The following is a 21516-nucleotide window of genomic DNA, read 5'->3' as shown; positions in this document are numbered from 1 at the left end:
CAGGGGCAAACTTCATTACTTCTGGTTAGAAGCCAAAGCAGCATCAATCAGATCGCTACCGATATCTTTTTCAAACTTCTTCCAAACAGGTTTCAAAGCATCAACCCATTGTTGGCGTTGTTCTGGTGATAGCTGACGAACAACACCGCCCGCTTCAATGATGTATTGCTTGTTCTGTTCTTCTACTTTGTTCGATTCCGAGTTACGAGCAACCGTTACTTCGTTAAGAATGGTCGCTAGCTGATCACGGATGTCTGCTGGTAGACCGTCCCACCATTTCGAAGAAGTCACCACTAGGTAATCAAGGATGCCGTGGTTGGTTTCAGTAATACCATCTTGAACTTCAAAGAATTTCTGACCATAAGTGTTTGACCAAGTGTTTTCCTGACCATCGATAACTTTGGTTTGTAGGCCACCGTACACTTCAGCAAATGACATTTTTTGAGGGTTAGCACCCAACTGTTCAAACTGAGCAACTAGCACGTCTGAAGCCTGAACACGGAACTTAAGACCTTTAGCATCTTCTGGAACAATAATTGGTTTGTTTGCAGAAATTTGCTTCATACCGTTGTGCCAGAATTCAAGACCTTTCACACCACGGCGAGTCATTGCATTCTTTAGCTGTTCACCAGATTCTGAGTTCTGGAAGCGGTCTACTGCGTCTACGTCTTCAAAAAGGAAAGGTAAGTCGAAAAGGCGGAACTTTTTGGTAAATTTTTCAAATTTAGACAGAGACGGAGCGGCTAACTGAACGTCGCCGTTCAACAATGCTTCTAACACTTTGTCATCATCGTAAAGCGTTGAGTTAGGGAAAACTTGCATACAAGCTTTGCCATTCATCTCTTCGTTAACGCGCTTTTCAAGTAATGACGCCGCAATGCCTTTAGGGTGTTTATCTGTGTTAGTTACATGGCTGAATTTAATCACCATTTCACCTGGGTCACAGTTCGCAGCAGCATTGAAGCTTGTAACAGCTAGGATAGAGGCAGTCAGTAGGGTAAGAGGCTTTAACATTATTATTCTCCTTGGTTTATATCATCAGCTAACTCATCAATGAGCGCCGCATGAACTCTATAGAGCAAGGAGCAAGCCAAGTTGAAACAATTAATTAACATTCATTGAAAAACAATTAGTTACATTTAGTTTCTAAATGTCATCTTGATAAGACGGGTAATGAAGAAGGTAGAAATGGGTGGAAAATGACACATTAAAAATTAACGTTTGTGTCATTTCCCGCCTATTGAAAGAGAAGCAGCGCAGCTGAGTTCGCCCCTAGTAACAGCGATAAAGCTACATTGAGGATTTCACCACCTTCACAAGGCGTTGCACCGCCTGTTCTGGTGTTTCATCTGGATCGTTAAAGAAGTTGGTGATCACATCAAACATCGCACTTTGAACATAGCTGGTGGTCGACATCCCATGAGCCATACTTGGCACCAAATCGCCTGTTTTCGCCGATGATTTAAACTCTTGCATTGAATCGAGTGCACACTGGTCGAAGTGAGACATATCCATATCGACCCGCACAGGTATCGAACCTTTGTTCAGGTTGAATACTTCCTGAAACTTAGGGTTAAGTATCGTGGACGCTAATGCCTTTTGCGCTTCAAAGTTCTCTTCATCGTGAAGTTCAAAGAACGCAAAACTGTCGACGTTATAAGTGAATTTTCCGGCCGTCCCCAGAGCAGGTGCACAGATATAATCTTTTCCGGGTACCTTACCAGCCGCAGAAAATTCACCTTTTGCCCAGTCACCCATGATCTGCATTCCCGCCTCGCCCTTAATCACCATTGAGGTCGCTTCAAGCCAGTTCCTACCGGGCGCATCATCATCAACATAGCTGAGGACTCGTTTAAACTGAGTAAAAGCCTCGACCATTTTGTCACTGCCTAGAATGTCCATATCCAGATCGACAAAGGCTTTTATGTAGTCTTCTGAACCCAATACGTCTAAAGCGATAACTTCAAACAGCGTTGCATTCTGCCAAGGCTGACCACCATGAGCCAAAGGAACCAGTCCTATCGCTTTAATTTTATCTGCGGCCACAAAGAACTCGTCTAATGTGGTCGGCACACTCGCACCAGCTTTCTTCAGAACCTCAGCATTCGCCCAAAGCCAGTTGATTCGGTGAACATTCACGGGTACTGCGACATACTGGCCGTCATATTTCATCACATTACTGATGATGTTAGGGATAACGCTATCCCAGTGCTCTTTTCCCGACACTTCATTCAAGTTGGTTAAAAAGCCGAGACGCGCCCACTCCTGAATATCGAGCCCTTTGATATTCGCCGCTGAAGGTGGATTACCTGAAACAGCACGAGTCTTCAAAACTCTCATTGCGCTTTCGCCACCACCGCCTTCCACACCGAAATCAATCCATGAGTATCCTTGTTGCTCCAACATGGTTTTCAATACAGAAATAGCATTGGCTTCACCGCCGGCAGTCCACCAGTGAAGCACTTCTACCTCACCGGCAAACGTCGGTGTAGCAGCAGAAAGCAGTGAAGCGGCAAGAAGAGTTTTGCTTATTTTCATTGTTTTTCCTTGTGAGTAAGGAATTTACACTTCGAGTGTTGGCGGGATAAACAGTTTAACGCGCAAACCACCACTCAACAGATTCTCTATCACCATGTCGCCACCATGTCCGCGAAGAATGCTACGACTGATCCCTAAACCAAGCCCATGCCCTTCATCATCGTTGGCAATGCGGAAGTAAGGTTCAAAAACGGTTTCCAGTTTATCTTTAGGGATACCCGGCCCTCGGTCTTCAATGCAGATGGTGATCCAGTCTTCTGTCTCTTCAATGCTCACCCAAACTTCATAACCGTACTTAACGCCGTTGTTAATCAGATTGGTAAGTGCCCGCTTCATCGCTAACGGTTTTGCGACAATAGGTTCAATGGCAATTGGCTTAAAGTGGACAGTTTGAGTCGTTAGATTATGCCCTTCTGCAATCGACAGAATCAGCTCGTTGAGATCGATAAAATCGTTGTTTTCGTGCAAGTCGGTGTCACGAACACACTGCAATGCGCCTTTAACCATCATCTCAAGTTCATCTAAATCACGGTTAAATTTCTCGCGCTTAACGTCATCTTCAAGCAGTTCAGCTCGCAGTCTCAAACGGGTAATGGGCGTTTTCAAATCGTGTGAAATCGCGGAAAAGAGATTTTCCCTGTCCGATACATAGCGACGAATGCGCTGCTGCATGAGGTTAAATGCGCGTGTAGCGGTAATTAATTCACTGGCACCTTCTTCATTCAAAGGTCGCTGCTCAATACCCATACTCATATCATTGGCAGCACGGGCTAAGTTTTTTAAAGGTCTAACTTGCCTGCGCATTAACAGGTAAGTAAGCACTAGCAATATGGAAGTCGAAAAGAACAAATAGATAATCTGCTCTTTGCCTATGATGGTGTCATCCAAAGTGATGTATGGTGAAGGCAGCAAGGCTGCTATGTATATCCACTCTTTTTCATCCAGTTCAATCTGCACCACCATCACCGGAGGGTTCAGCGGTTCCAAAGTAAGCGTGTGATGAACCCATGACTTGGGTAAGTCATTCATGAAAATGCTGTTCTTGAGTAAACGCAGTCTTTCAGGGCGAGAGAAATCCACCAGCACCTGCCCGACATTGTTCAGTTTGTCATTGAGGACCTCTTTCACCGCCTTTACCGATGCCTTTTTCAGGCTCGTTTCTTCTATCGGCTCAACAATTAAACTTTCCTTGTTCAAGGATACAAAGAAACGTGTACCGCCCATATTTCGGATTTGATCCAAAATAATATGACGATAGCGAACAGGAAGAGACTGGAAAAACGTCACGGTCGAGGCGAACATACCCGCCATACTGGCTGATGCCGAATGAATACCTTCCAGTTCTTTGGCCTTTGATTGGCTATACCAGACGGAGGTAGCAATACCCTGAGCGATAACCACTGCCAGCAGCGTCAACATCAAGGTGCGAGCCACTAACGAGTTGGGCTTAAATCTTTTCCAAAAACGTGGAGCTGACATAGAGATTAATGCTCATATTGAACAGGAATAGCTAACTTATAACCATTGCCACGCATGGTTTTGATGTAGTTAGGAAACTGCTCACTGCTACCCAGACGCTGTCTTAAACGACTCAATTGAACATCGATACCGCGCTCATAAGGCAAGGCTTCGCGCCCACGGGTTGCAATAGAAATGGTGTCCCTGTCGATCACTTCGTTCGGATTGGTCAAAAACAGCATCAACAATGCGAAGTCACTACCAGACAGGTCATGCTCTTCCCCAGTATTAGCATGCACAATACGATGAGACGTGGTATCTAAACGCCAATCACCAAACACCACGTGTTTCGGCAAAACTTCTTCGCCTTTCTCTTCGTTGGCATTGAAACGTCTCAGTACCGCTTTGATACGAGCCACCAACTGTCTTGGACTAAACGGCTTAGCGATATAATCGTCCGCACCGATTTCCAGACCGATGATTTGATCGGTTTCATCCGATACCGCAGTCAACATAATGATAGGGACATTAGAATCACGGCGAATATGTTGGCATATATCGAAACCATCATCCCCCGGCAACATCACGTCCAGCAAGATAAGGTCAGGATACCCTTTGTCATCTAAGTAAGCCTGAAGTTCTACACCATCACCGACAGCGGCGACATTGAATCCGGACTTACTGAGATACTCATCCAGCAGCTCACATATTTCTTTATCATCATCAACGACGAGGATGCGAGTATCTTCCAGCATGTTTCTTCCATATTCCGTATGTAACAAATAGTGAATAGATTTTATAACCGTAGCGCTTTCTTGATTACGCTTATTTCACTAAAACTTGAATTCATCATGGATAAAGATCACATTATTCAGTCAAATTATTGTAAACGTTCTCATGAAGAGCAGCTGATCTCCAAAGTTTTGCCCCATTCTGGCGGTAACTTAGCGTAATGTTCGTTGTGTGGTTGTTCATCAAATGGCGTTTTCAATAGTTCGGCTAGGCGCTCTAACTCTGAAAAATCGCCTTCTTCAGCTCTATCTATCGCGATCTGCGCCAAATAGTTCCTTAAAATGTATTTGGGATTTACCTGACGCATTTTCTCACAGCGTTGGGCCGTGCTCACAGGTTCACCTTCACTATTTAACTCGTGCTCACAGCGAGCGAGATACGAGTCCAGCCATTGAGTGGCTTGCTCGCGATCGAGAAACAGGTCAATCACCTCTTGTGGCTTCGCTTTATCCAACATAGAGATCTGGCGGAAGAATCGGGTGTAGTCGACCTTATTGGCAGCCAAAATATCAAACATGGTATCGAAAATGGTGCCATCTTCAGGTAAACGCGTTAACAGGCCAAGTTTTCTACGCATCATTTCGCTAAAGTAACCATTGAGCTGAACTTCGTATTGATTCAACGCCTGTTCAAGATCTTCTCTCTCAATTAACGCCGATAAAGAATGTGCTAGTGCCGACAAATTCCATAACGCAATTCTAGGTTGCTGATCGAAGGCATAACGCCCCTGATAGTCAGAATGGTTACAGATAAATTCAGGCTGATAATCATCTAAAAAGCCAAAAGGACCGTAATCAAAAGTCTGCCCAAGAATAGACATATTGTCGGTATTCATTACCCCATGCGCAAAACCCACTGCTTGCCACTGCGCAATCATCAGTGCTGTTTTATCCACGATTTGATTGAACATCATGGCGTACGGATTTTCCTGTCCGGCACATTCAGGGAAATACCACTCAATCACTTTGTCAGCGAGGAGTTTTTGCTGATCTAACTGATTGGTATAAAAAAAATGTTCGAAATGGCCGAAACGAATATGAGTGTCAGCCATACGAATCAACAATGCACCGTACTCTTGTTTTTCACGATAAACCGGTGTGTCACTGGTCATTAGACCTAATGCTCTGGTAGTTGCAATTCCCAGCCCAGCCATCGCTTCACTGCACAGATATTCGCGTACCGATGAACGTAAAACAGCACGCCCATCGCCCATTCGCGAATAGGGTGTTAAACCCGCTCCTTTAACATGAATATCAGCCACTTGACCACTTTTCGACGCCACTTCTGCCAATAACAATCCACGTCCATCCCCCAAATCAGGGTTGTAAACGCCAAACTGGTGACCAGCATACTTCATCGCCAACGGGGCAAACTGCTCTGGCACTTCCTGCCCTGAAAAAGCCTGTAAGAGTTCGTCATTCGGTTTGTCAGGAAAACCATAGTGCTTGGCTAGATCGCTATTCCAAGTCACCCATCGGGTATTACTCAAAGGCTGAGGGTCAATAGGTGTGTAAAAAGCTTTAGGTAACTCGCTAAAACGAGTCGTCAATGTGACGGTATCCCAGAACGACATAACATTTCTCACAAGGATCGATTGCGCTGATTTATTTGTTCGAACGTTAGCAAATACCTGAGTTAAATACTAGGTTATATAGAACAGAGATAAAAGAGCCCCAACTTGATTTGGGGCTCTTAGTGTCACTTGCTGATTAACGGTTAAATCAGAGCGAATACGCTTACTACCGCAACTAAGGAAAACACTAGCGTGCGACCAATAACGCCTAAAAGAGTTGGTTGAATCATTTCCACATGCATAATGCTCTCCTCGATAAATATGACAATGTAATGACAATATGATGAAAATTTCGCGAATGAGCAATAACTAGACAGATTAAATTTTTGTTACAACGTAAGTAACACACTGAAATGCGTTTCTAAATGTAGCGACCTAAACCTAGCAACATAGACAGAGAAACCTTACCTATCGACAAAGCCTTTACCGTATTAGCCCTTGTATTGAAGCTTCAAATTGTCCAGTATGAAAAAAGGACAGCAATAGAAGGATAAGGATGAATGAGAAATCCAACACCGCGCCTAACATTGCGCGTGATTGAAAAAAGCGACTATCCAGAATTAGCAGAGCTAATGGATTTAGTTTTTCATGACGTGGGCGGAGCTTGGCCACGCATGACAATTATGGATTTGATTCACCAGTTTCCTGATGGACAAATTTGTATCGAAGACGACGGCAAAATCATTGGCGCCGCTCTCACTATCAAAGTCGATTACAACCGCTTCTCTCTTCCCCATGTTTACACCGATATCATCAATGAAAACAACGTTATTCAGCATAAAGCTAACGGTGACGCATTGTATGGGTTAGATGTGTTTGTGCACCCCGATTATCGTGGTTTACGCTTAGGACGACGCTTATATGCGGCTCGTAAAGAGCTCTGTCGTAGCACCAATTTGAAAGCGATCCTCGCTGGCGGAAGAATTCCCGGATACGGCGCTTACGCCAATACTATGCCCGTGACCGAGTACATTGAAAAAATCAAACGCCGCGAAATCCACGACCCGATACTCTCCTTCCAACTTTCCAACGACTTTGACGTAAAACGTATCATGCGTCATTACCTACCAGAAGATGACAGTTCGCGTGGTTACGCCACCTTGTTGGAATGGGATAACTTTTTTTATGAAGACGATATTATCTCCATTCACGACATTGAAAAAACGTTGGTCAGAATCGGTATCGTACAATGGCAGATGCGGGCCGTGACCAGCGCGGAAGACTTGATGGATCAGGCTGAATTCTTTGTCGATTCACTCTCCAATTACAAAGCTGATTTCGCCCTCTTCCCTGAATTTTTCAACGCCCCATTAATGGGACTTAAAAACGATCAAAATACGGTAGAGGCGATTCGTTTTCTTGCGTCATTCAGTGAAGAAATTAAACTGCGTTTTTCTGAGTTGGCCGTTACTTACAACATCAACATCATTGCGGGCAGTATGCCTGTGTTGGAAGATGGCATTCTCTACAACGTGGCTTATTTGCTTCATCGCGACGGTACCATTGATGAACAGAGTAAAATCCACATCACTCCGCATGAAAAGCGAGATTGGGTTATCGACGGTGGTGACAAAGTGCAGGTGTTTGAAACCGACGCAGGACGTGTTGGCATTCTGATTTGTTACGACAGCGAGTTTCCAGAACTGGGCAGAATGATGGCAGAACAAGATGTGCAAATTATCTTTGTTCCCTTCTGGACAGATACCAAAAACGGCTATCAACGGGTTCGTCTGTGCTCACAAGCTAGGGCAATAGAGAATGAGTGCTACGTGGCCATTGGAGGAAGTGTCGGTAACTTACCACGCGTGGATAACGTCGATATTCAATACGCACAATCTGCAGTATTTTCTCCATCTGACGTCTATTTCCCTCACGATGCGACAATCACAGAAGCCAGCCCCAATACCGAGATGATCATCTTTGCTGATGTCGATTTAGATAAGCTTAAGCAGCTGAATACCGAAGGTTCGGTAACTAATCTTCGCCATCGCAGAATGGATCTCTACGGCGGATTCACACAACCTAAGTCCTAGTCAGTGAATACTGCTCATTAGAACTTCGAAGCGCACAGTAACTACTGTGCGTTTTTTTGCTGTGCGTTTTTGTTTGAATCTCAATTTAAGCCTAATTTTTCTGCGAACCACATCAAACAAATATTGATCGTCATACGCTCTACGCTTATTGTTGTTCTCCTACTTTCAAGATATGGATATCTCTATGAATACCGCGTTGTTAGGAATGTTTATTCCTACTTTTTTCTTCGTTTCTATCACCCCTGGTATGTGTATGACACTTGCACTCACTTTGGGTATGACCATCGGTTACAAGCGTACGCTTTGGATGATGGCAGGAGAATTGGTAGGGGTAGCTGTTGTCGCGGTTTCAGCGGTTGTGGGTATTGCAGCGGTCATGCTTACCTACCCTTGGCTATTCACCGTCTTCAAATCTATCGGTGCTTGCTATCTTTTTTACCTCGGCGTGCAAATGTGGCTTTCAAGAGGCAAACTTGCATTAAATGTTGATAGTGAAGAATCATACAAAGGCAGCAACTGGGAGCTGACAGCTCAAGGTTTTATTACCGCTATTGCTAACCCTAAGGGGTGGGCTTTTATGATCTCTTTGTTACCACCATTCATCGACCAATCCATCAGCCTGACACCACAACTCATTTTTCTGGTATCCATTATTCTTGTGTCCGAGTTTGTGTGTATGACGCTATACGCAACTGGCGGTAAAGGCCTGAAACGCGCACTTGGAAAAACTCAAAACGTGAAGCTAATGAACCGTATTTCGGGAACGTTGATGATGGGTGTCGGTATATGGCTATTTTTGAGTTAGGTCGTTTAAATACGGGAGTCAGAAAACTTTCTGAATCGCGAGCGGTGATCGTGTTTTTCTTCCTGCTGCCACCGCTTTTCTGGGCGGGCAATTTTATTGTCGGTCGTGCGGTTCGCGATGAAATTCCGCCAGTAACCCTTTCATTCAGCCGTTGGGTTCTGGCAAGCATCTTATTGCTGCCTTTTTCTTATAAGTACATTTTTAAGGAATGGAGGCTCTATATTGAGCAGTGGCGTTTAACACTGGTCACCTCGATTACAGGCTTTGCCGCGTTTAACTCTTTTATCTATCTCGGTTTGCAATCGACACCGGCAACCAACGGCACTTTACTGAACGCCTTTATTCCTATTCTGATCAGCATCTTTGGCGCTCTGTTTTTTGGCCTCGCGATCACTTGGCGGCTGTGTCTGGGAATTACTCTTTCCCTATGCGGCATACTGACGATCGTTAGTGCTGGCGACTGGAACAACCTTCTCGCACTCAACATCAACCATGGTGATTTTATTATTTTCTTAGCCATGGTTTGTTGGGCGATATACACCATCGGCCTTAAACAATTGCCCCCGAGTATCAATCGGCTCGGTTTGATGTCAGTGCAAATGATATTAGCGATACTGGCTCTGTTACCGTTTTATTTATGGGAAGTGTATTCAGGTCAATATCCGGTTTGGAACGCACACTCGATTATGAGCTTGCTCTATATCGGCATTTTCCCTTCTATAGGTGCCTTCTTGCTTTATATGCAATGCGTGAAACTGCTTGGTCCAGCGAAAGCCAGCCTTTCCGTTCACTTGATCCCAGTGTTTGGCGCTATGCTCTCTGCCCTATTTCTCGGAGAGTTTGTTCAGATTTATCACCTTTGGGGAATAATATTGATTTTCCTTGGAGTTATTCTTAGCTAGAAAAAGAGCCAGCGAATCACTCCGCTGGCTCTTTATTACACAACAATAATGAACTTAAGAAGCATGATAGGTCTCTTCGCTTAGTTCACCTTCACTCTTCGCCACCAGTACAGCAACCATCATGTCACCGCAGATATTGATTGTCGTACGCGCCATATCAAGAATACGGTCAATACCTGCAACAATCGCTAAACCTTCAATTGGCAGGCCAACAGTGCTCAACACTAGAGACAGCATAATGAGGCCAGCACCTGGAACACCCGCGGTACCAATAGAAGCTAAAGTCGCCGTCAGGATAATGGTTAAGTAGTCTGATGTTTCAAGATCAATACCAAACGCTTGTGCAATAAATAGAGCACAAACGCCTTGGTACAAAGCAGTACCATCCATATTGATAGTTGCACCCAGAGGAAGCACGAAGCTTGATACGCCTTCAGAAACACCCAACTCTTCACGAGATGCTTTGATAGTGGCTGGTAAAGTACCTGAACTACTAGAAGTGGTAAACGCAACGGCTGCTGGATTAGTAATACTGCGCAAATAGTTGATAGGATTTAAGCGGCCTAAAATACTCAGTAAACCAGAGTAAAAAACGAGAATGTGAATTAACGCGCCAATGTATACCGCCGCAATCACTTTAATCAAAGGCAGAAGTACATCTAAGCCATATGTGCCTGCAACCCAAGCCATCAGGCCAAAAATACCGTAAGGAGCAAGTGTCATCACAATTTCAGTGAGCTTATACATCGCTTCAGCTAGGCTTTCAAAAATTTTAACTGCGGGCTCGCCTTTTTCCCCAACTAAAACTAAAGAAACACCCAGACCAACAGCGAATACAATAATTTGCAAAATATTACCTGCCGCCATTGCGTTCACAGGGTTTTGCGGGATCATCGCCAATAGCGTCTGAACAAGTTCTGGAGCCGCTTTGCCACTGTCTTCGAGGTTCTTCGCAACCATATTTAGACCAGCACCCGGTTCCAATATTGAGGAAAGCCCCATACCGATTGCAATAGCCACTGCCGTTGTACCCATATAAAGAACGATAGCTTTTACACCAATGCGTCCCATCTTACGAGTGTCTTTCATTGAGGTGATGCCAACAATAAGTGAGCAAAAGACCAGAGGGACAATCAACATTTTAATCGCGTTGATAAAAAGTGTCCCAATAGGTTTCAATATGGCAGCGCTAGGTCCCATAATGGTACCGACCACGAGACCTGCAACCATACCTATCAATATTTTTTTCCACAGTGCTAGACCAGACCAAAACCCTTTGGGTTGCGATTGTACTTGCGTATTCATCTCATTCCTTGTTTCTTAAAAGTGCTAGTGAAAATAAAAAAATCAAAGGCCGGATTACACAACAAAAGAGAAGTGAGGTAAATAGGTATAAATAGCCAAACTCAACGTCATTTTTAGAATGAATGATTACTTAACGAGGACTTGATTTCAGAAAACTACTAATCCTCACTAAACACTCTAATCGTAAAAATAATTTACCAATAAATTTCAATGAGTTAAATTCAAACACAGAGACTAACGACAAGGTAAGATGACTCAATAAAAACCGTCTCGGAATCGATGACGTTTAATAAATAACAGGTCTGACTTCTTATAACATTTAGGCTTGTGACTCTTTACAAACACCCATAGATTCTACTCTCTCCATGAACAACGGAATACAATTGATACTATTCATTGATATTTAAGAAGTGACGACCAACACTTTCGATTGAACACGTTTCAGCACCCACAAGCAGTGAAAAACACTAAAGAACAGCTCACTTGGTTTAGTCGTCATCACAATTGAAAACATCCCTCCCTAAATTTATACGTCAAATCTCTCACGCATTTAAAACAAAGGAGTTCGGTTTCAGTTATAGGGGAAAAGGTAGCACTATAAATATGGTCACTGAGAGTAAGACAGATTTAAAAATCCGTAACTAGCGATAGTCCATTGACACTGAAGGAAAAGAGAGATGAGATATAGACAAATAAAAAACCCCGGCAGAGTTAACATGCCGAGGTCTAAAATAATGGCACGCCCTACAGGATTCGAACCTGTGACCACCTGCTTAGAAGGCAGGTGCTCTATCCAGCTGAGCTAAGGGCGCGCTACAGGGAAAGGATTATACGAGTTAAAGATGGTAAATCAACGGCTTTATCTTAGTTTCTGATTTAAATGCCTAAAAATTTACCACTCAACCCACTAACGCCGAAAAATAAACCAAAGCAAACGTTTGCTTATAGATGTTCATCAAAATTTCTGCGACAATGCGCGCAAAAATTTTCGCTCTAAATGTGAAGGAAAGTCATGACTGCTCAAAATATTGATGGAACACTTATTTCTAAAACCGTGCGTTCAGAAGTTGCAGCACGAGTAAAAGCTAGAACAGAAGCTGGATTACGTGCTCCGGGACTAGCAGTAGTGCTTGTGGGTGAAGACCCTGCATCACAAGTTTATGTTGGCAGTAAGCGACGCGCTTGTGAGGAAGTGGGCTTTATTTCTAAGTCTTACGACTTACCAGCAACGGCTTCAGAAACAGAACTATTGGATTTGGTTGATCAACTTAACCAAGACCCAGAAATCGATGGCATTCTTGTTCAGCTTCCTCTACCAGCTGGCATCGATTCAACTCACGTACTAGAGCGTATTCACCCAGAAAAAGACGTGGATGGCTTCCACCCATACAACGTTGGACGTCTGGCTCAACGCATTCCAAAACTACGTTCATGTACACCAAAAGGTATCATCACCCTTTTAGATCGTTACAACATTCCTATGCGCGGCAAACACGCCGTTGTTGTTGGCGCATCAAACATTGTTGGCCGACCAATGACACTGGAGCTGTTACTTGCTGGTTGTACAACAACGACCTGTCACAGATTCACTAAGGATCTTGAAGGTCATGTTCGCCAAGCGGATATCTTAGTTGTCGCTGTGGGTAAACCAAACTTCATTCCGGGCGCTTGGATCAAAGAAGGCGCTGTGGTGGTCGATGTCGGTATCAACCGACTAGAGAGTGGCAAACTGGTGGGCGACGTTGAGTACGATGTGGCTCGCAGCAACGCAAGCTTCATTACACCAGTACCGGGCGGTGTGGGTCCAATGACGGTAGCAAGTTTGATTGAGAATACTATGATTGCGTGTGAACAATTCCACACCAAGAAATAAGTGATCAAGTAGATACGAAAAAGGGCTCTAAGAGCCCTTTTCTATTTTCAATGCATGTCGATTAAGACTAATACACGATTCTATCCGCCAAATGGCTAACCGCTAACGCAAAGTAGTATGAACGGTTCCATTTCATCAACACGTTGTAGTTGTTGTAAACCAAATACGTACGACCGTCTTCATCATCAGGCATAATCAGCCACGCTTTAATATCATCGCTGAGCGCTGGAAGTGGCTTGCCATCATAGCGAGTAATACCCAGCTCGTTCCACTCGCGTAAGTATTTGCCTTTCTCTGGCTGACGGCCTTCGAGGTTTTTATCTAAACCATGAGGCACTTTGACTTGGCGACCCCAAGTGTATTTATCATCCCAACCAGACTGGCTCAGATAATTCGCCGTTGAAGCAAACACATCCGACTTACTGCCCCAAATATCTTTCTTACCATCACTGTTGCCATCGGCAGCAAAGGCTAAGAATGAACTTGGCATAAACTGACATTGCCCCATCGCGCCAGCCCAAGAGCCTTTCATAGCATCAGGTTTAATGTGACCTTGCTGAAGAATTTGCAGAGCTGCCATGGTCTCTTTTCGGAAGAACTCTTCGCGTCGACCTTCGTAGGCCATAGTAGATAGAGCATCAATAACGCTAAAGCGCCCCATATTGGCACCGAAATTACTTTCCACACCCCACAAAGCAACAATGAAACGAGGCTGAACACCGTATTGTTCACCAATGCGGCTCAACTCTTTGTAATGCTTTTCATACAAGGCGCGAGCTTGTTTTACTTTCCAATCCGGCACAGCACTTGGAATATATTCATCCAGCGTTTTCTTTTTCTCTGGCTGATTACGATCAGCAACAACTGCACGAGGCTTGTATTCTACGTTGGTAAAAGCTGACTGAAGAATCTGCTCTGAAATACCTTCTTCGCGGGCTTGTTGCTTCAGTCCTTCTACATACTGTTCGAAACTCAATTCGTTCGACAATACGGGCGCAGAAAGACTTAACCCCAAAACCACTGATAATAATTTTCTCAACCTAGCCTCCTTGAGTATTCTCACTCAGGATTGTTCTGAGCTTTTCTTTCTTTATGTTGTTCTAATAGATTCTCTGGTGGTGGCGGCAATTGCAAGAAGAAACCTTGTTCATCCAGCGATGCTTTGACTTTTTCCACATTTACCTGAGCTAATTGGCGTGATTCCAGATTAACCAACATCACAAATATCGGTTTACCGAATGTTTGCATCAGCGCTTCTGGGATCTGCGAGAAATCATCTCTTTTTGGAATATAGAGATAGGTGCCTTCTTTCTTAGGACTTTTGTAGATAGAACAAAGCATGATGAGCCTTTTATTGTAAATAACACGTACTAATGACGAGTTTTGTCTAGAAATGGTCAAGATTCGACAAAAATGCGACCAAATCACTTAATTAACCGCAAGATAACTTGCTGCGCATGGGCGCTGAATATAACATGACAACCCTAGTCTCAGGCAACGCCTAGCCAAGAGTTTATGAGGTCAACGTTTCAATGTCTAATACACCTGACCTAAAAGGTAGTAGTTTTACTTTGTCAGTTTTACACCTTTCTGACAATCACATCACCAACACTATAGATTTTCTCAAACAAAAAATCGCGCAAGCGCCTGCATTTTTTGCAAATGCCCCTGTTGTTATCAATATCGCTAAAGTCGACGGAGACATCGATTTTGTGCAGCTGAAAAACGGTATCAGCGAGGCAAACTTAATTCCTGTTGGTATTTCCGGCTGCAAAGATAAACGCAGCCAAACGCTCGCGTCTGAAGCGGGTTTTGCCGTGATGACCGCCAGTAACAGCCCAACTAACGCGCCAGCGAAAATGGCACCAACCAAAGTGGTTCGCACCCCTATTCGCTCCGGTCAGCAAGTGTATGCCAAAGATGGCGACTTAGTGATCCTTAACCATGTTAGCGCGGGTGCTGAAGTGATTGCCGATGGTTCCATTCATATTCACGGCACTCTGCGTGGACGCGCTATCGCAGGTGCGAGCGGTCAAAAAGAAGCACGTATTATTTGTCACGATTTACAAGCTGAGCTAGTCTCCATTGCTGGGAATTATTGGCTTAGCGATCAGATTGAAAGTGAGTTTTGGCAGCAGAAAGTCATGCTGAGTATGAATGATGACTCACTTCTGTTCGAATCTCTCGCAATTTAAGTTTTAAAGGAAATTATAAAAATGGCACGCATTATTGTCGTAACGTCGGGTAAAGGCGGTGTGGGTAAAACCACATCTAGCGCAGCGATTGCGTCAGGCTTGGCTTTAAAAGGTAAAAAGACAGCGGTTATCGATTTTGATATCGGCTTGCGTAATCTTGATTTGATTATGGGCTGTGAACGTCGCGTTGTGTATGACTTCGTCAACGTAATTAATGGTGAAGCGACGCTGAACCAAGCCCTGATCAAAGACAAACGTAACGAGAACCTGTTCATTCTTCCTGCTTCTCAAACTCGCGATAAAGATGCGTTGACCAAAGATGGTGTGCAACGCGTATTCGATGAGTTAAAAGAAATGGGCTTTGACTTCATCATTTGTGACTCTCCAGCAGGTATTGAGCAAGGTGCTTTGATGGCACTTTACTATGCAGATGAAGCGATTGTGACGACTAACCCAGAAGTCTCTTCTGTTCGCGACTCAGACCGTATTCTTGGCATTCTAGATTCTAAGTCACTGCGCGCAGAACAAGGTATGGAGCCTATTAAGCAGCACCTGCTTTTGACACGTTACAACCCAACACGTGTTAATCAAGGTGAAATGCTTAGCGTACAAGACGTTGAAGAAATTTTGCATGTGCCTCTATTGGGTGTTATTCCTGAGAGCCAAGCGGTACTGAACGCATCAAACAAAGGTGTTCCAGTTATTTTCGACGAGCAGTCTGATGCTGGTCAGGCATACGATGACACCGTATCACGCCTACTTGGCGAAGAAATCGAATTCCGTTTCCTAACCGAGCCGAAGAAAGGCATCTTTAAACGACTTTTTGGGGGCTAAACAGCGACTATGTCTTTACTTGAATTTTTCAAACCACAGAAAAAAACATCCGCAAGTTTAGCGAAGGAACGTTTACAGATCATCGTGGCAGAACGTCGTAGCCAGAATGATCCTGCGCCAACCTATTTGCCACAGCTGAAAGAAGACATTCTTCAAGTGATTGCAAAATACGTGGCAATAGACCCATCAATGGTCGAGCTCTCTTTCGAACATAAAGATGATGATATTTCAGTGCTAGAGCTGAACGTTAAGCTTCCAGACGACGAAAAATAATTCGCGATTATCATAAAAAACAGCCGACACTTCACTGTCGGCTGTTTCATTTCTATTCGCAAAAGCGCTACACGCTTAATTCACCAGCTTATCTAAACGTTCGCCAAGAATAGGAAGACGCCATCCACTCATCACATCAGGAAGATGCTCTGGATCACGCTCGTTATTCCAGACCCAACTTAATAGTTGATTCAGCTGTTTTTTCGATGCCAAGAATTCCGTTGCAAGACCTGTTGATTGAGACACCGCCTTCACTTCATCTTTGAGCTTCTTAAACAGTTGCTTATAACCTGGATAATCCATCAGAGGGACGATCTTCTCTGGATAGTAATCTTCCGGAGTTTGCATTGCATCTTTCACGATTTGAATCAGCTTAGTGCTATGACGACGAACAGCGTGTGGATCTACACCCTCTTCGATCATACGTTTAGAACTGCGCAGTGCCAGACGAGCAATAGTCAGCAGCTCATTTTCACGCACCACAAAGTTCAAGGCTAAATCGCGTTTCACTGCCTCCTGATAACGCCACGTTGCCAGCGGTTTTAAGATAGCTAACTCTTTAGGGCTAAGCTGCCATGCGCCTTTGATCTCTAAATACACATTATCAGGATTGACTGACTTAATGCGCTTCTCTACCAGCAATTCAGATTCCTGCTGTGCGGCATCCCACCAGCCAGCTTGAGTCACTTTCTCTAGCAGTTGCTCATACATTGGCTGTAAATAGAAAACATCCGCTGCGGCGTAATCAAGCTGCTTTTGTGATAAAGGACGAGCCAGCCAGTCAGTGCGAGATTCACTTTTATCTAGCTCGACATCCAGCAGGTCCTTCACCAAAGAAGCAAAGCCTGTTGAAAGGCCGTAACCGAGAAAAGCAGCCATCACTTGGGTATCGACCATTGGAAATGGTACACAACCGAAGGCATTCTGGAATACTTCCAAATCTTCACCACAGGCATGAAGCACTTTCAGAACGGAGGTATCTTTGAGTAATTCGGTAAATGGCGACATGTCGTCCATGGTAAGCGGATCAATCAAGGACAGACTTTCTCCGTCAAACAGTTGGATAAGTCCTAACTGCGGGAAAAAAGTACGGGTACGAACAAATTCGGTATCAAGCATAACGACATCGGCATCTCGTGCTAATAAGCACACACGCTCTAGTTCGTTAAACTGGGTAATAATCTGATAATTCACAAATGGCTCACTATGAGTTTCCCTTTTCGGCATCAGCATGATCTCCACGGGAACAAAAATGCCGACGGTTTAGGTCGGCATTGTAACATCATTAAATATAAGGTTACGCACTTTTAGCTAAGGCTGCGTCGTTCTCTTCTCGCAATACGCGACGCAGAATCTTACCAACGTTAGTTTTTGGCAGCTCATCTCTGAACTCGACTAACTTAGGTACTTTGTAGCCTGTTAAGTACTCACGGCAGTGCTCGATGACATCTTCTTTAGTTAAACTCGGGTCACGTTTAACCACGAAAATCTTCACTACTTCACCTGAAATTTCATGAGCCTGACCAATCGCGGCAACTTCAAGAACTTTTCCATGCAGAGCAACCACATCTTCAATTTCATTCGGATAAACGTTAAAGCCTGAAACCAGAATCATGTCTTTCTTACGGTCAACAATATGCAGTAAGTAATTTTCGTCAAATCTTACGATATCACCTGTAGATAACCAGCCATCTTCATCCAACACTTCTTTGGTCGCTTCAGGACGCTGCCAGTAACCTTGCATGACCTGCGGACCACGCACTTGCAGCTCTCCCACTTGATCATTTGGCAATACGTTACCTTCATCATCAACAATACGAACTTCCGTTGAAGGTACAGGTAAACCAATCGCACCTGTATATTCAGTGAGGTTATGAGGGTTGCCAGTCACCAATGGGGCACATTCTGTTAAACCGTAACCTTCGAGCAAATGGATGCCGGTGATCTTTTTCCACTTTTCAGCAACAGCGCGCTGTACAGCCATACCGCCACCAACAGACAACTTCAGATTGCTGAAATCCAACTCATGGAAATCTTCATTGTTCACCAACGCGTTAAACAGGGTGTTTACCCCAGTAATAGCAGTCGCAGATGTTCTTTGTAGCTCTTTCACGAAACCCGGAATGTCTCTCGGGTTGGTAATGAGCAAGTTGTTGCCGCCCATCTCAATAAACAGCAGGCAGTTCACGGTTAACGCGAATACGTGGTAAAGCGGCAGCGCCGTAACCACTAATTCACGCCCTTCACGCAATACCGCACCGTAGGCACCTTTTGCCTGCAATACGTTGGCAATCATATTTCTGTGCGTCAGTACTGCTCCTTTCGCTACACCCGTAGTACCACCGGTATATTGAAGGAAAGCAATATCATCACCCGCCATAAAAGGTTTCACATACTGTTGACGACGACCTTTATGCAGTGCCTTACGCATAGAAATTGCACCAGGAAGATGATACTTCGGTACCATTCCTTTTACGTACTTAACTACGAAATCAACCACAGTACCTTTTGCACGTGGCAGCATCTGACCAAGACTGGTCAGAACCACATGTTTAACTTGTGTATTCGCAACGATTTTTTCTAGCGTGCTGGCAAAGTTAGAAACAATAACGATCGCTCGTGCATCTGCATCATTTAGCTGATGTTCCAACTCGCGAGGAGTGTAAAGAGGGTTCACATTAACTGCGATAAGACCCGCACGCAAAATACCGAACAACGCAACCGGATATTGCAAAAGGTTTGGCATCATTAGCGCTACGCGATCGCCTTTCTTCAATTTCAAATCGTTTTGCAGATACGCAGCAAATGCTCGGCTACGCTCTTCCAATTTGCGATAAGTCATAACCGTGCCCATGTTAATGAAAGCAGGTTGATCAGCAAATCGATTGACCGATTGTTCGAACATTTCCACCAATGATGGATATTGATCTGGATTTATGGTCTCTGGTACTTCACTTGGGTAACGTGAAAGCCAAGGTTTATCCACAGTAATACTCCTCGTTATTGGCTGGCAATTTGTCGTCAATGACCTTCTCATGGTGGATTGACTTTATGTCGTGCCATTATTTTTATGGCGCTTATTACAGCACAGCCTCGGTGCTTGAGCACGAAAAGGCTCAAACACTTGTTTAAATTTTGTTAACTACGCCAAAAATTAGTTCTGCAACCTGCTCTGGTTGTTCTAAATGGCAATGATGACCACCAGAAACAGTGAACGTCTCAGGGCAACTTTGCTCCGAAATGTTGCGATGTTGCTTTAAACTTTGAAAACCATGCTCACCGAGGATTAATCGATGAGGGCATTGAATCGCATTGATAATTTCAGCCGCATGTTGCGGTGACATCCGATATAAAGATTCACTTTTTAACTTAACGTCATGGCGCCAGTGCCATTTACCATCGACCTGTTTGATACCCCGTTCGACAATGGGAGCAATCAACTCAGGATTAATATGGTTAGCCATCGAGCGACGCTCTATCGCTTGTGATATATCGTCATAGCCACGTTGTGGCTTCTTGCGTAAACGCTGACGGCTCATCACTCCCTGACGCATTCTTTCAACGCTTTCGGAAGCAGATTCAGCCAAAGGTGCATAGCCTTCAATCTGAATTAATCCATCCACGTGTTCAGGAAAGGCGGCACTATAGCAACTTGCAACCAAAGCACCAAGAGAATGACCTACGATCACCAGCTTGTTTGCTGAGAAATTAAGCGATAACTGACAAAAATCATCGATATAGTCGTGAAAAGGGTAAAAATTGCTGCCATTTTTATGCTCAGACAAGCCATGCCCCGGTAAATCGATTGCGCAAAGGTGTAACTGAGGCGCAACCTCAGCCAGCTCTTGCATGACCGAGAAAAAGCTCGCAGCGTTGTCTAGCCAGCCATGAATAAAAACGACCGATACTTCGGCCGTTTTTGCATCTCCAAATTCCACTGCGGCTATCCTGCCGCTATGGATTGAGTATTGAGTCTGTTTGAACATCATTTTACTTCTTGTATTACTCTGCCTTCACGATACATGTCATCTCTATCACGACAGAAATAACTTAAGCAGTGGTGATATAAATAAGGGCCGCTGTCTTGTATGATGATGCGCTCTTCGACTCGCCACAAGTGGTAACCCTTGACTGTCATCACAGGGTACTGATGTTCGAAATCACCCACTTTGCCTGTTTCAGGTTCAGCCGTATTGCCGAGTAGCGTCACTAATCGACCTTCTGCGAAAGTGACCGGATCTAAGAACTCATTCACGTAACCGACGAAACGTCCCTGAGGCTCAACCTTAACGCTTGGCCTGCCAACACTATCAACTGGCACATTAACCACTTCAATACGGGTCTTGTCTTTGAGGTTGGTAATATGGGCGATAACACCGCCTAATCGGACTTCACTACCTTGCGCAGTGCCGGATTCCACCCATGTTTTGTAATCAGAAATAACCGTTTCTTCTGAGGAAGCGTTCAGTTCGGTTGGTAATGAGGTACAGGCGGAAATAACAAAGACAGCAGACAAGGCGAATAAGTGGCGTAAAGTGAATGGTTTCATGATGGCCTCTCAGGCTAGGCTTTAAGATGCAAATGGTTCAAATATAAATATCGACCCCTAACAGCTGGGCTAGTTCCTCTCTTTTAGCACGATTCATCACATCCATATAAGCTTCCATGGCTTTTCTGGAGCGGCCTTCTGGTAAATCGTACTCAACTTGAGCTCGATGGATTTCAGATTCATCAACAGGGCGGATAGAGTGCGAGACGGCTTCAGCCACTTTCGTCGCTCTGGTCGCAACTTCAGTACCTTTTTTGACCCCGTTGTTTTTCTTTGCCTTGGATGTTCGGTTGGTATTCGAGACATTGCCGGGCAATCCATTAATTGAAACCATAAAGCTCCTACAGTAAGTGGGGTAAGGTTTTCATCCTTACCCTTGCAAGTGA

The 21516-nt window shown here is 44.3% G+C and carries 20 protein-coding genes and 1 tRNA gene; 7 read left to right on the top strand and 14 right to left on the bottom strand.

What is annotated here, in order from left to right; translation table 11 throughout:
- Positions 1-15 precede the first annotated feature (15 nt).
- The 5 genes from L3V23_RS11335 to L3V23_RS11315 form a co-directional block, all read right to left on the bottom strand.
- Positions 16-1014, bottom strand: a complete 999-nt coding sequence (locus tag L3V23_RS11335) for a TRAP transporter substrate-binding protein (protein WP_042486840.1) — start codon at positions 1012-1014, stop codon at positions 16-18.
- Between the two features lie 276 nt (positions 1015-1290).
- Positions 1291-2538 (bottom strand): ABC transporter substrate-binding protein, encoded by a 1248-nt coding sequence (locus L3V23_RS11330; RefSeq protein WP_102965524.1) that lies wholly within the window; start codon positions 2536-2538, stop codon positions 1291-1293.
- A 24-nt stretch (positions 2539-2562) separates the two neighbouring features.
- Positions 2563-4017: an ATP-binding protein gene (locus tag L3V23_RS11325; RefSeq protein WP_102953867.1), complete on the bottom strand. Its 1455-nt coding sequence runs from the start codon at positions 4015-4017 to the stop codon at positions 2563-2565.
- Between the two features lie 5 nt (positions 4018-4022).
- The gene (locus L3V23_RS11320) at positions 4023-4751 is read right to left on the bottom strand and encodes a response regulator transcription factor (RefSeq protein WP_042486848.1); all 729 of its coding nucleotides are present in this window, start codon (positions 4749-4751) and stop codon (positions 4023-4025) included.
- A gap of 140 nt (positions 4752-4891) precedes the next feature.
- Positions 4892-6361, bottom strand: coding sequence for a protein adenylyltransferase SelO (locus L3V23_RS11315; protein WP_042486852.1), 1470 nt, complete (start codon positions 6359-6361; stop codon positions 4892-4894).
- Between the two features lie 500 nt (positions 6362-6861).
- Between L3V23_RS11315 and L3V23_RS11310 the strand changes: the two genes are divergently transcribed.
- From L3V23_RS11310 to L3V23_RS11300, 3 genes are all read left to right on the top strand, one after another.
- Positions 6862-8394, top strand: coding sequence for a bifunctional GNAT family N-acetyltransferase/carbon-nitrogen hydrolase family protein (locus L3V23_RS11310; protein ID WP_042486855.1), 1533 nt, complete (start codon positions 6862-6864; stop codon positions 8392-8394).
- Between the two features lie 184 nt (positions 8395-8578).
- Complete coding sequence (locus L3V23_RS11305) at positions 8579-9199, top strand: LysE family translocator (protein ID WP_042486858.1); 621 nt, start codon at positions 8579-8581, stop codon at positions 9197-9199.
- Positions 9181-10101, top strand: coding sequence for a DMT family transporter (locus tag L3V23_RS11300; protein ID WP_102965522.1), 921 nt, complete (start codon positions 9181-9183; stop codon positions 10099-10101). The genes L3V23_RS11305 and L3V23_RS11300 overlap by 19 nt, the downstream gene beginning before the upstream one ends.
- Positions 10102-10155: 54 nt before the next feature.
- Here L3V23_RS11300 and L3V23_RS11295 read toward each other — a convergent pair whose 3' ends face one another.
- The gene (locus L3V23_RS11295; protein ID WP_042486861.1) at positions 10156-11406 is read right to left on the bottom strand and encodes a dicarboxylate/amino acid:cation symporter; all 1251 of its coding nucleotides are present in this window, start codon (positions 11404-11406) and stop codon (positions 10156-10158) included.
- Positions 11407-12141: 735 nt separating this feature from the next.
- Positions 12142-12218: transfer RNA gene (locus tag L3V23_RS11290), tRNA-Arg, on the bottom strand.
- Between the two features lie 200 nt (positions 12219-12418).
- On the opposite strand from L3V23_RS11290, the gene folD reads away from it, so the two are divergent.
- The gene (folD, locus tag L3V23_RS11285; protein WP_102965506.1) at positions 12419-13279 is read left to right on the top strand and encodes a bifunctional methylenetetrahydrofolate dehydrogenase/methenyltetrahydrofolate cyclohydrolase FolD; all 861 of its coding nucleotides are present in this window, start codon (positions 12419-12421) and stop codon (positions 13277-13279) included.
- A 67-nt stretch (positions 13280-13346) separates the two neighbouring features.
- On the opposite strand, the gene L3V23_RS11280 is transcribed toward folD, so the two are convergent.
- Entirely contained in the window at positions 13347-14318 is a 972-nt protein-coding gene (locus L3V23_RS11280; protein ID WP_042486063.1) for a lytic murein transglycosylase, read from the bottom strand.
- Between the two features lie 20 nt (positions 14319-14338).
- Positions 14339-14620, bottom strand: a complete 282-nt coding sequence (locus L3V23_RS11275; protein ID WP_042486066.1) for a YcgL domain-containing protein — start codon at positions 14618-14620, stop codon at positions 14339-14341.
- A 191-nt stretch (positions 14621-14811) separates the two neighbouring features.
- Here L3V23_RS11275 and minC point away from each other — a divergent pair, with 191 nt between their 5' ends.
- From minC to minE, 3 genes are read left to right on the top strand one after another with little or no spacing between them, the layout of a single operon-like run.
- Positions 14812-15474 (top strand): septum site-determining protein MinC, encoded by a 663-nt coding sequence (gene minC / locus L3V23_RS11270; protein ID WP_042486069.1) that lies wholly within the window; start codon positions 14812-14814, stop codon positions 15472-15474.
- A gap of 21 nt (positions 15475-15495) precedes the next feature.
- Positions 15496-16308, top strand: a complete 813-nt coding sequence (minD, locus tag L3V23_RS11265) for a septum site-determining protein MinD (RefSeq protein WP_042486072.1) — start codon at positions 15496-15498, stop codon at positions 16306-16308.
- 9 nt (positions 16309-16317) lie between these two features.
- Entirely contained in the window at positions 16318-16581 is a 264-nt protein-coding gene (gene minE, locus L3V23_RS11260; protein WP_042486075.1) for a cell division topological specificity factor MinE, read from the top strand.
- Positions 16582-16656: 75 nt separating this feature from the next.
- Here minE and rnd read toward each other — a convergent pair whose 3' ends face one another.
- The 5 genes from rnd to L3V23_RS11235 all read right to left on the bottom strand — a co-directional run bounded on the left by rnd (position 16657) and on the right by L3V23_RS11235 (position 21464).
- Positions 16657-17775 carry a ribonuclease D gene (gene rnd, locus L3V23_RS11255; protein WP_180980125.1) on the bottom strand — a complete coding sequence of 373 codons (1119 nt, stop codon included), beginning with the start codon at positions 17773-17775 and terminating at the stop codon, positions 16657-16659.
- Positions 17776-17878: 103 nt separating this feature from the next.
- A complete protein-coding gene (gene fadD, locus L3V23_RS11250; protein WP_102953861.1) occupies positions 17879-19567 on the bottom strand; it encodes a long-chain-fatty-acid--CoA ligase FadD in 1689 nt (562 codons plus the stop codon).
- A gap of 142 nt (positions 19568-19709) precedes the next feature.
- On the bottom strand, positions 19710-20570 hold the full coding sequence (locus L3V23_RS11245; protein ID WP_156102046.1) for an alpha/beta hydrolase: 861 nt from the start codon (positions 20568-20570) through the stop codon (positions 19710-19712).
- Positions 20567-21130, bottom strand: coding sequence for a Slp family lipoprotein (locus L3V23_RS11240; RefSeq protein ID WP_237292355.1), 564 nt, complete (start codon positions 21128-21130; stop codon positions 20567-20569). The genes L3V23_RS11245 and L3V23_RS11240 overlap by 4 nt, the downstream gene beginning before the upstream one ends.
- A 37-nt stretch (positions 21131-21167) precedes the next feature.
- Positions 21168-21464 (bottom strand): hypothetical protein, encoded by a 297-nt coding sequence (locus tag L3V23_RS11235; protein WP_042486082.1) that lies wholly within the window; start codon positions 21462-21464, stop codon positions 21168-21170.
- Positions 21465-21516: the final 52 nt, after the last annotated feature.

The organism is Vibrio sp. A1-b2 (assembly GCF_021726015.1).
GTDB classification, from domain to species: domain Bacteria; phylum Pseudomonadota; class Gammaproteobacteria; order Enterobacterales; family Vibrionaceae; genus Vibrio; species Vibrio diazotrophicus.
The sequence above is the reverse complement of the archived record's forward strand: the minus strand, read 5'-3'. Positions and strand labels throughout refer to the sequence as shown.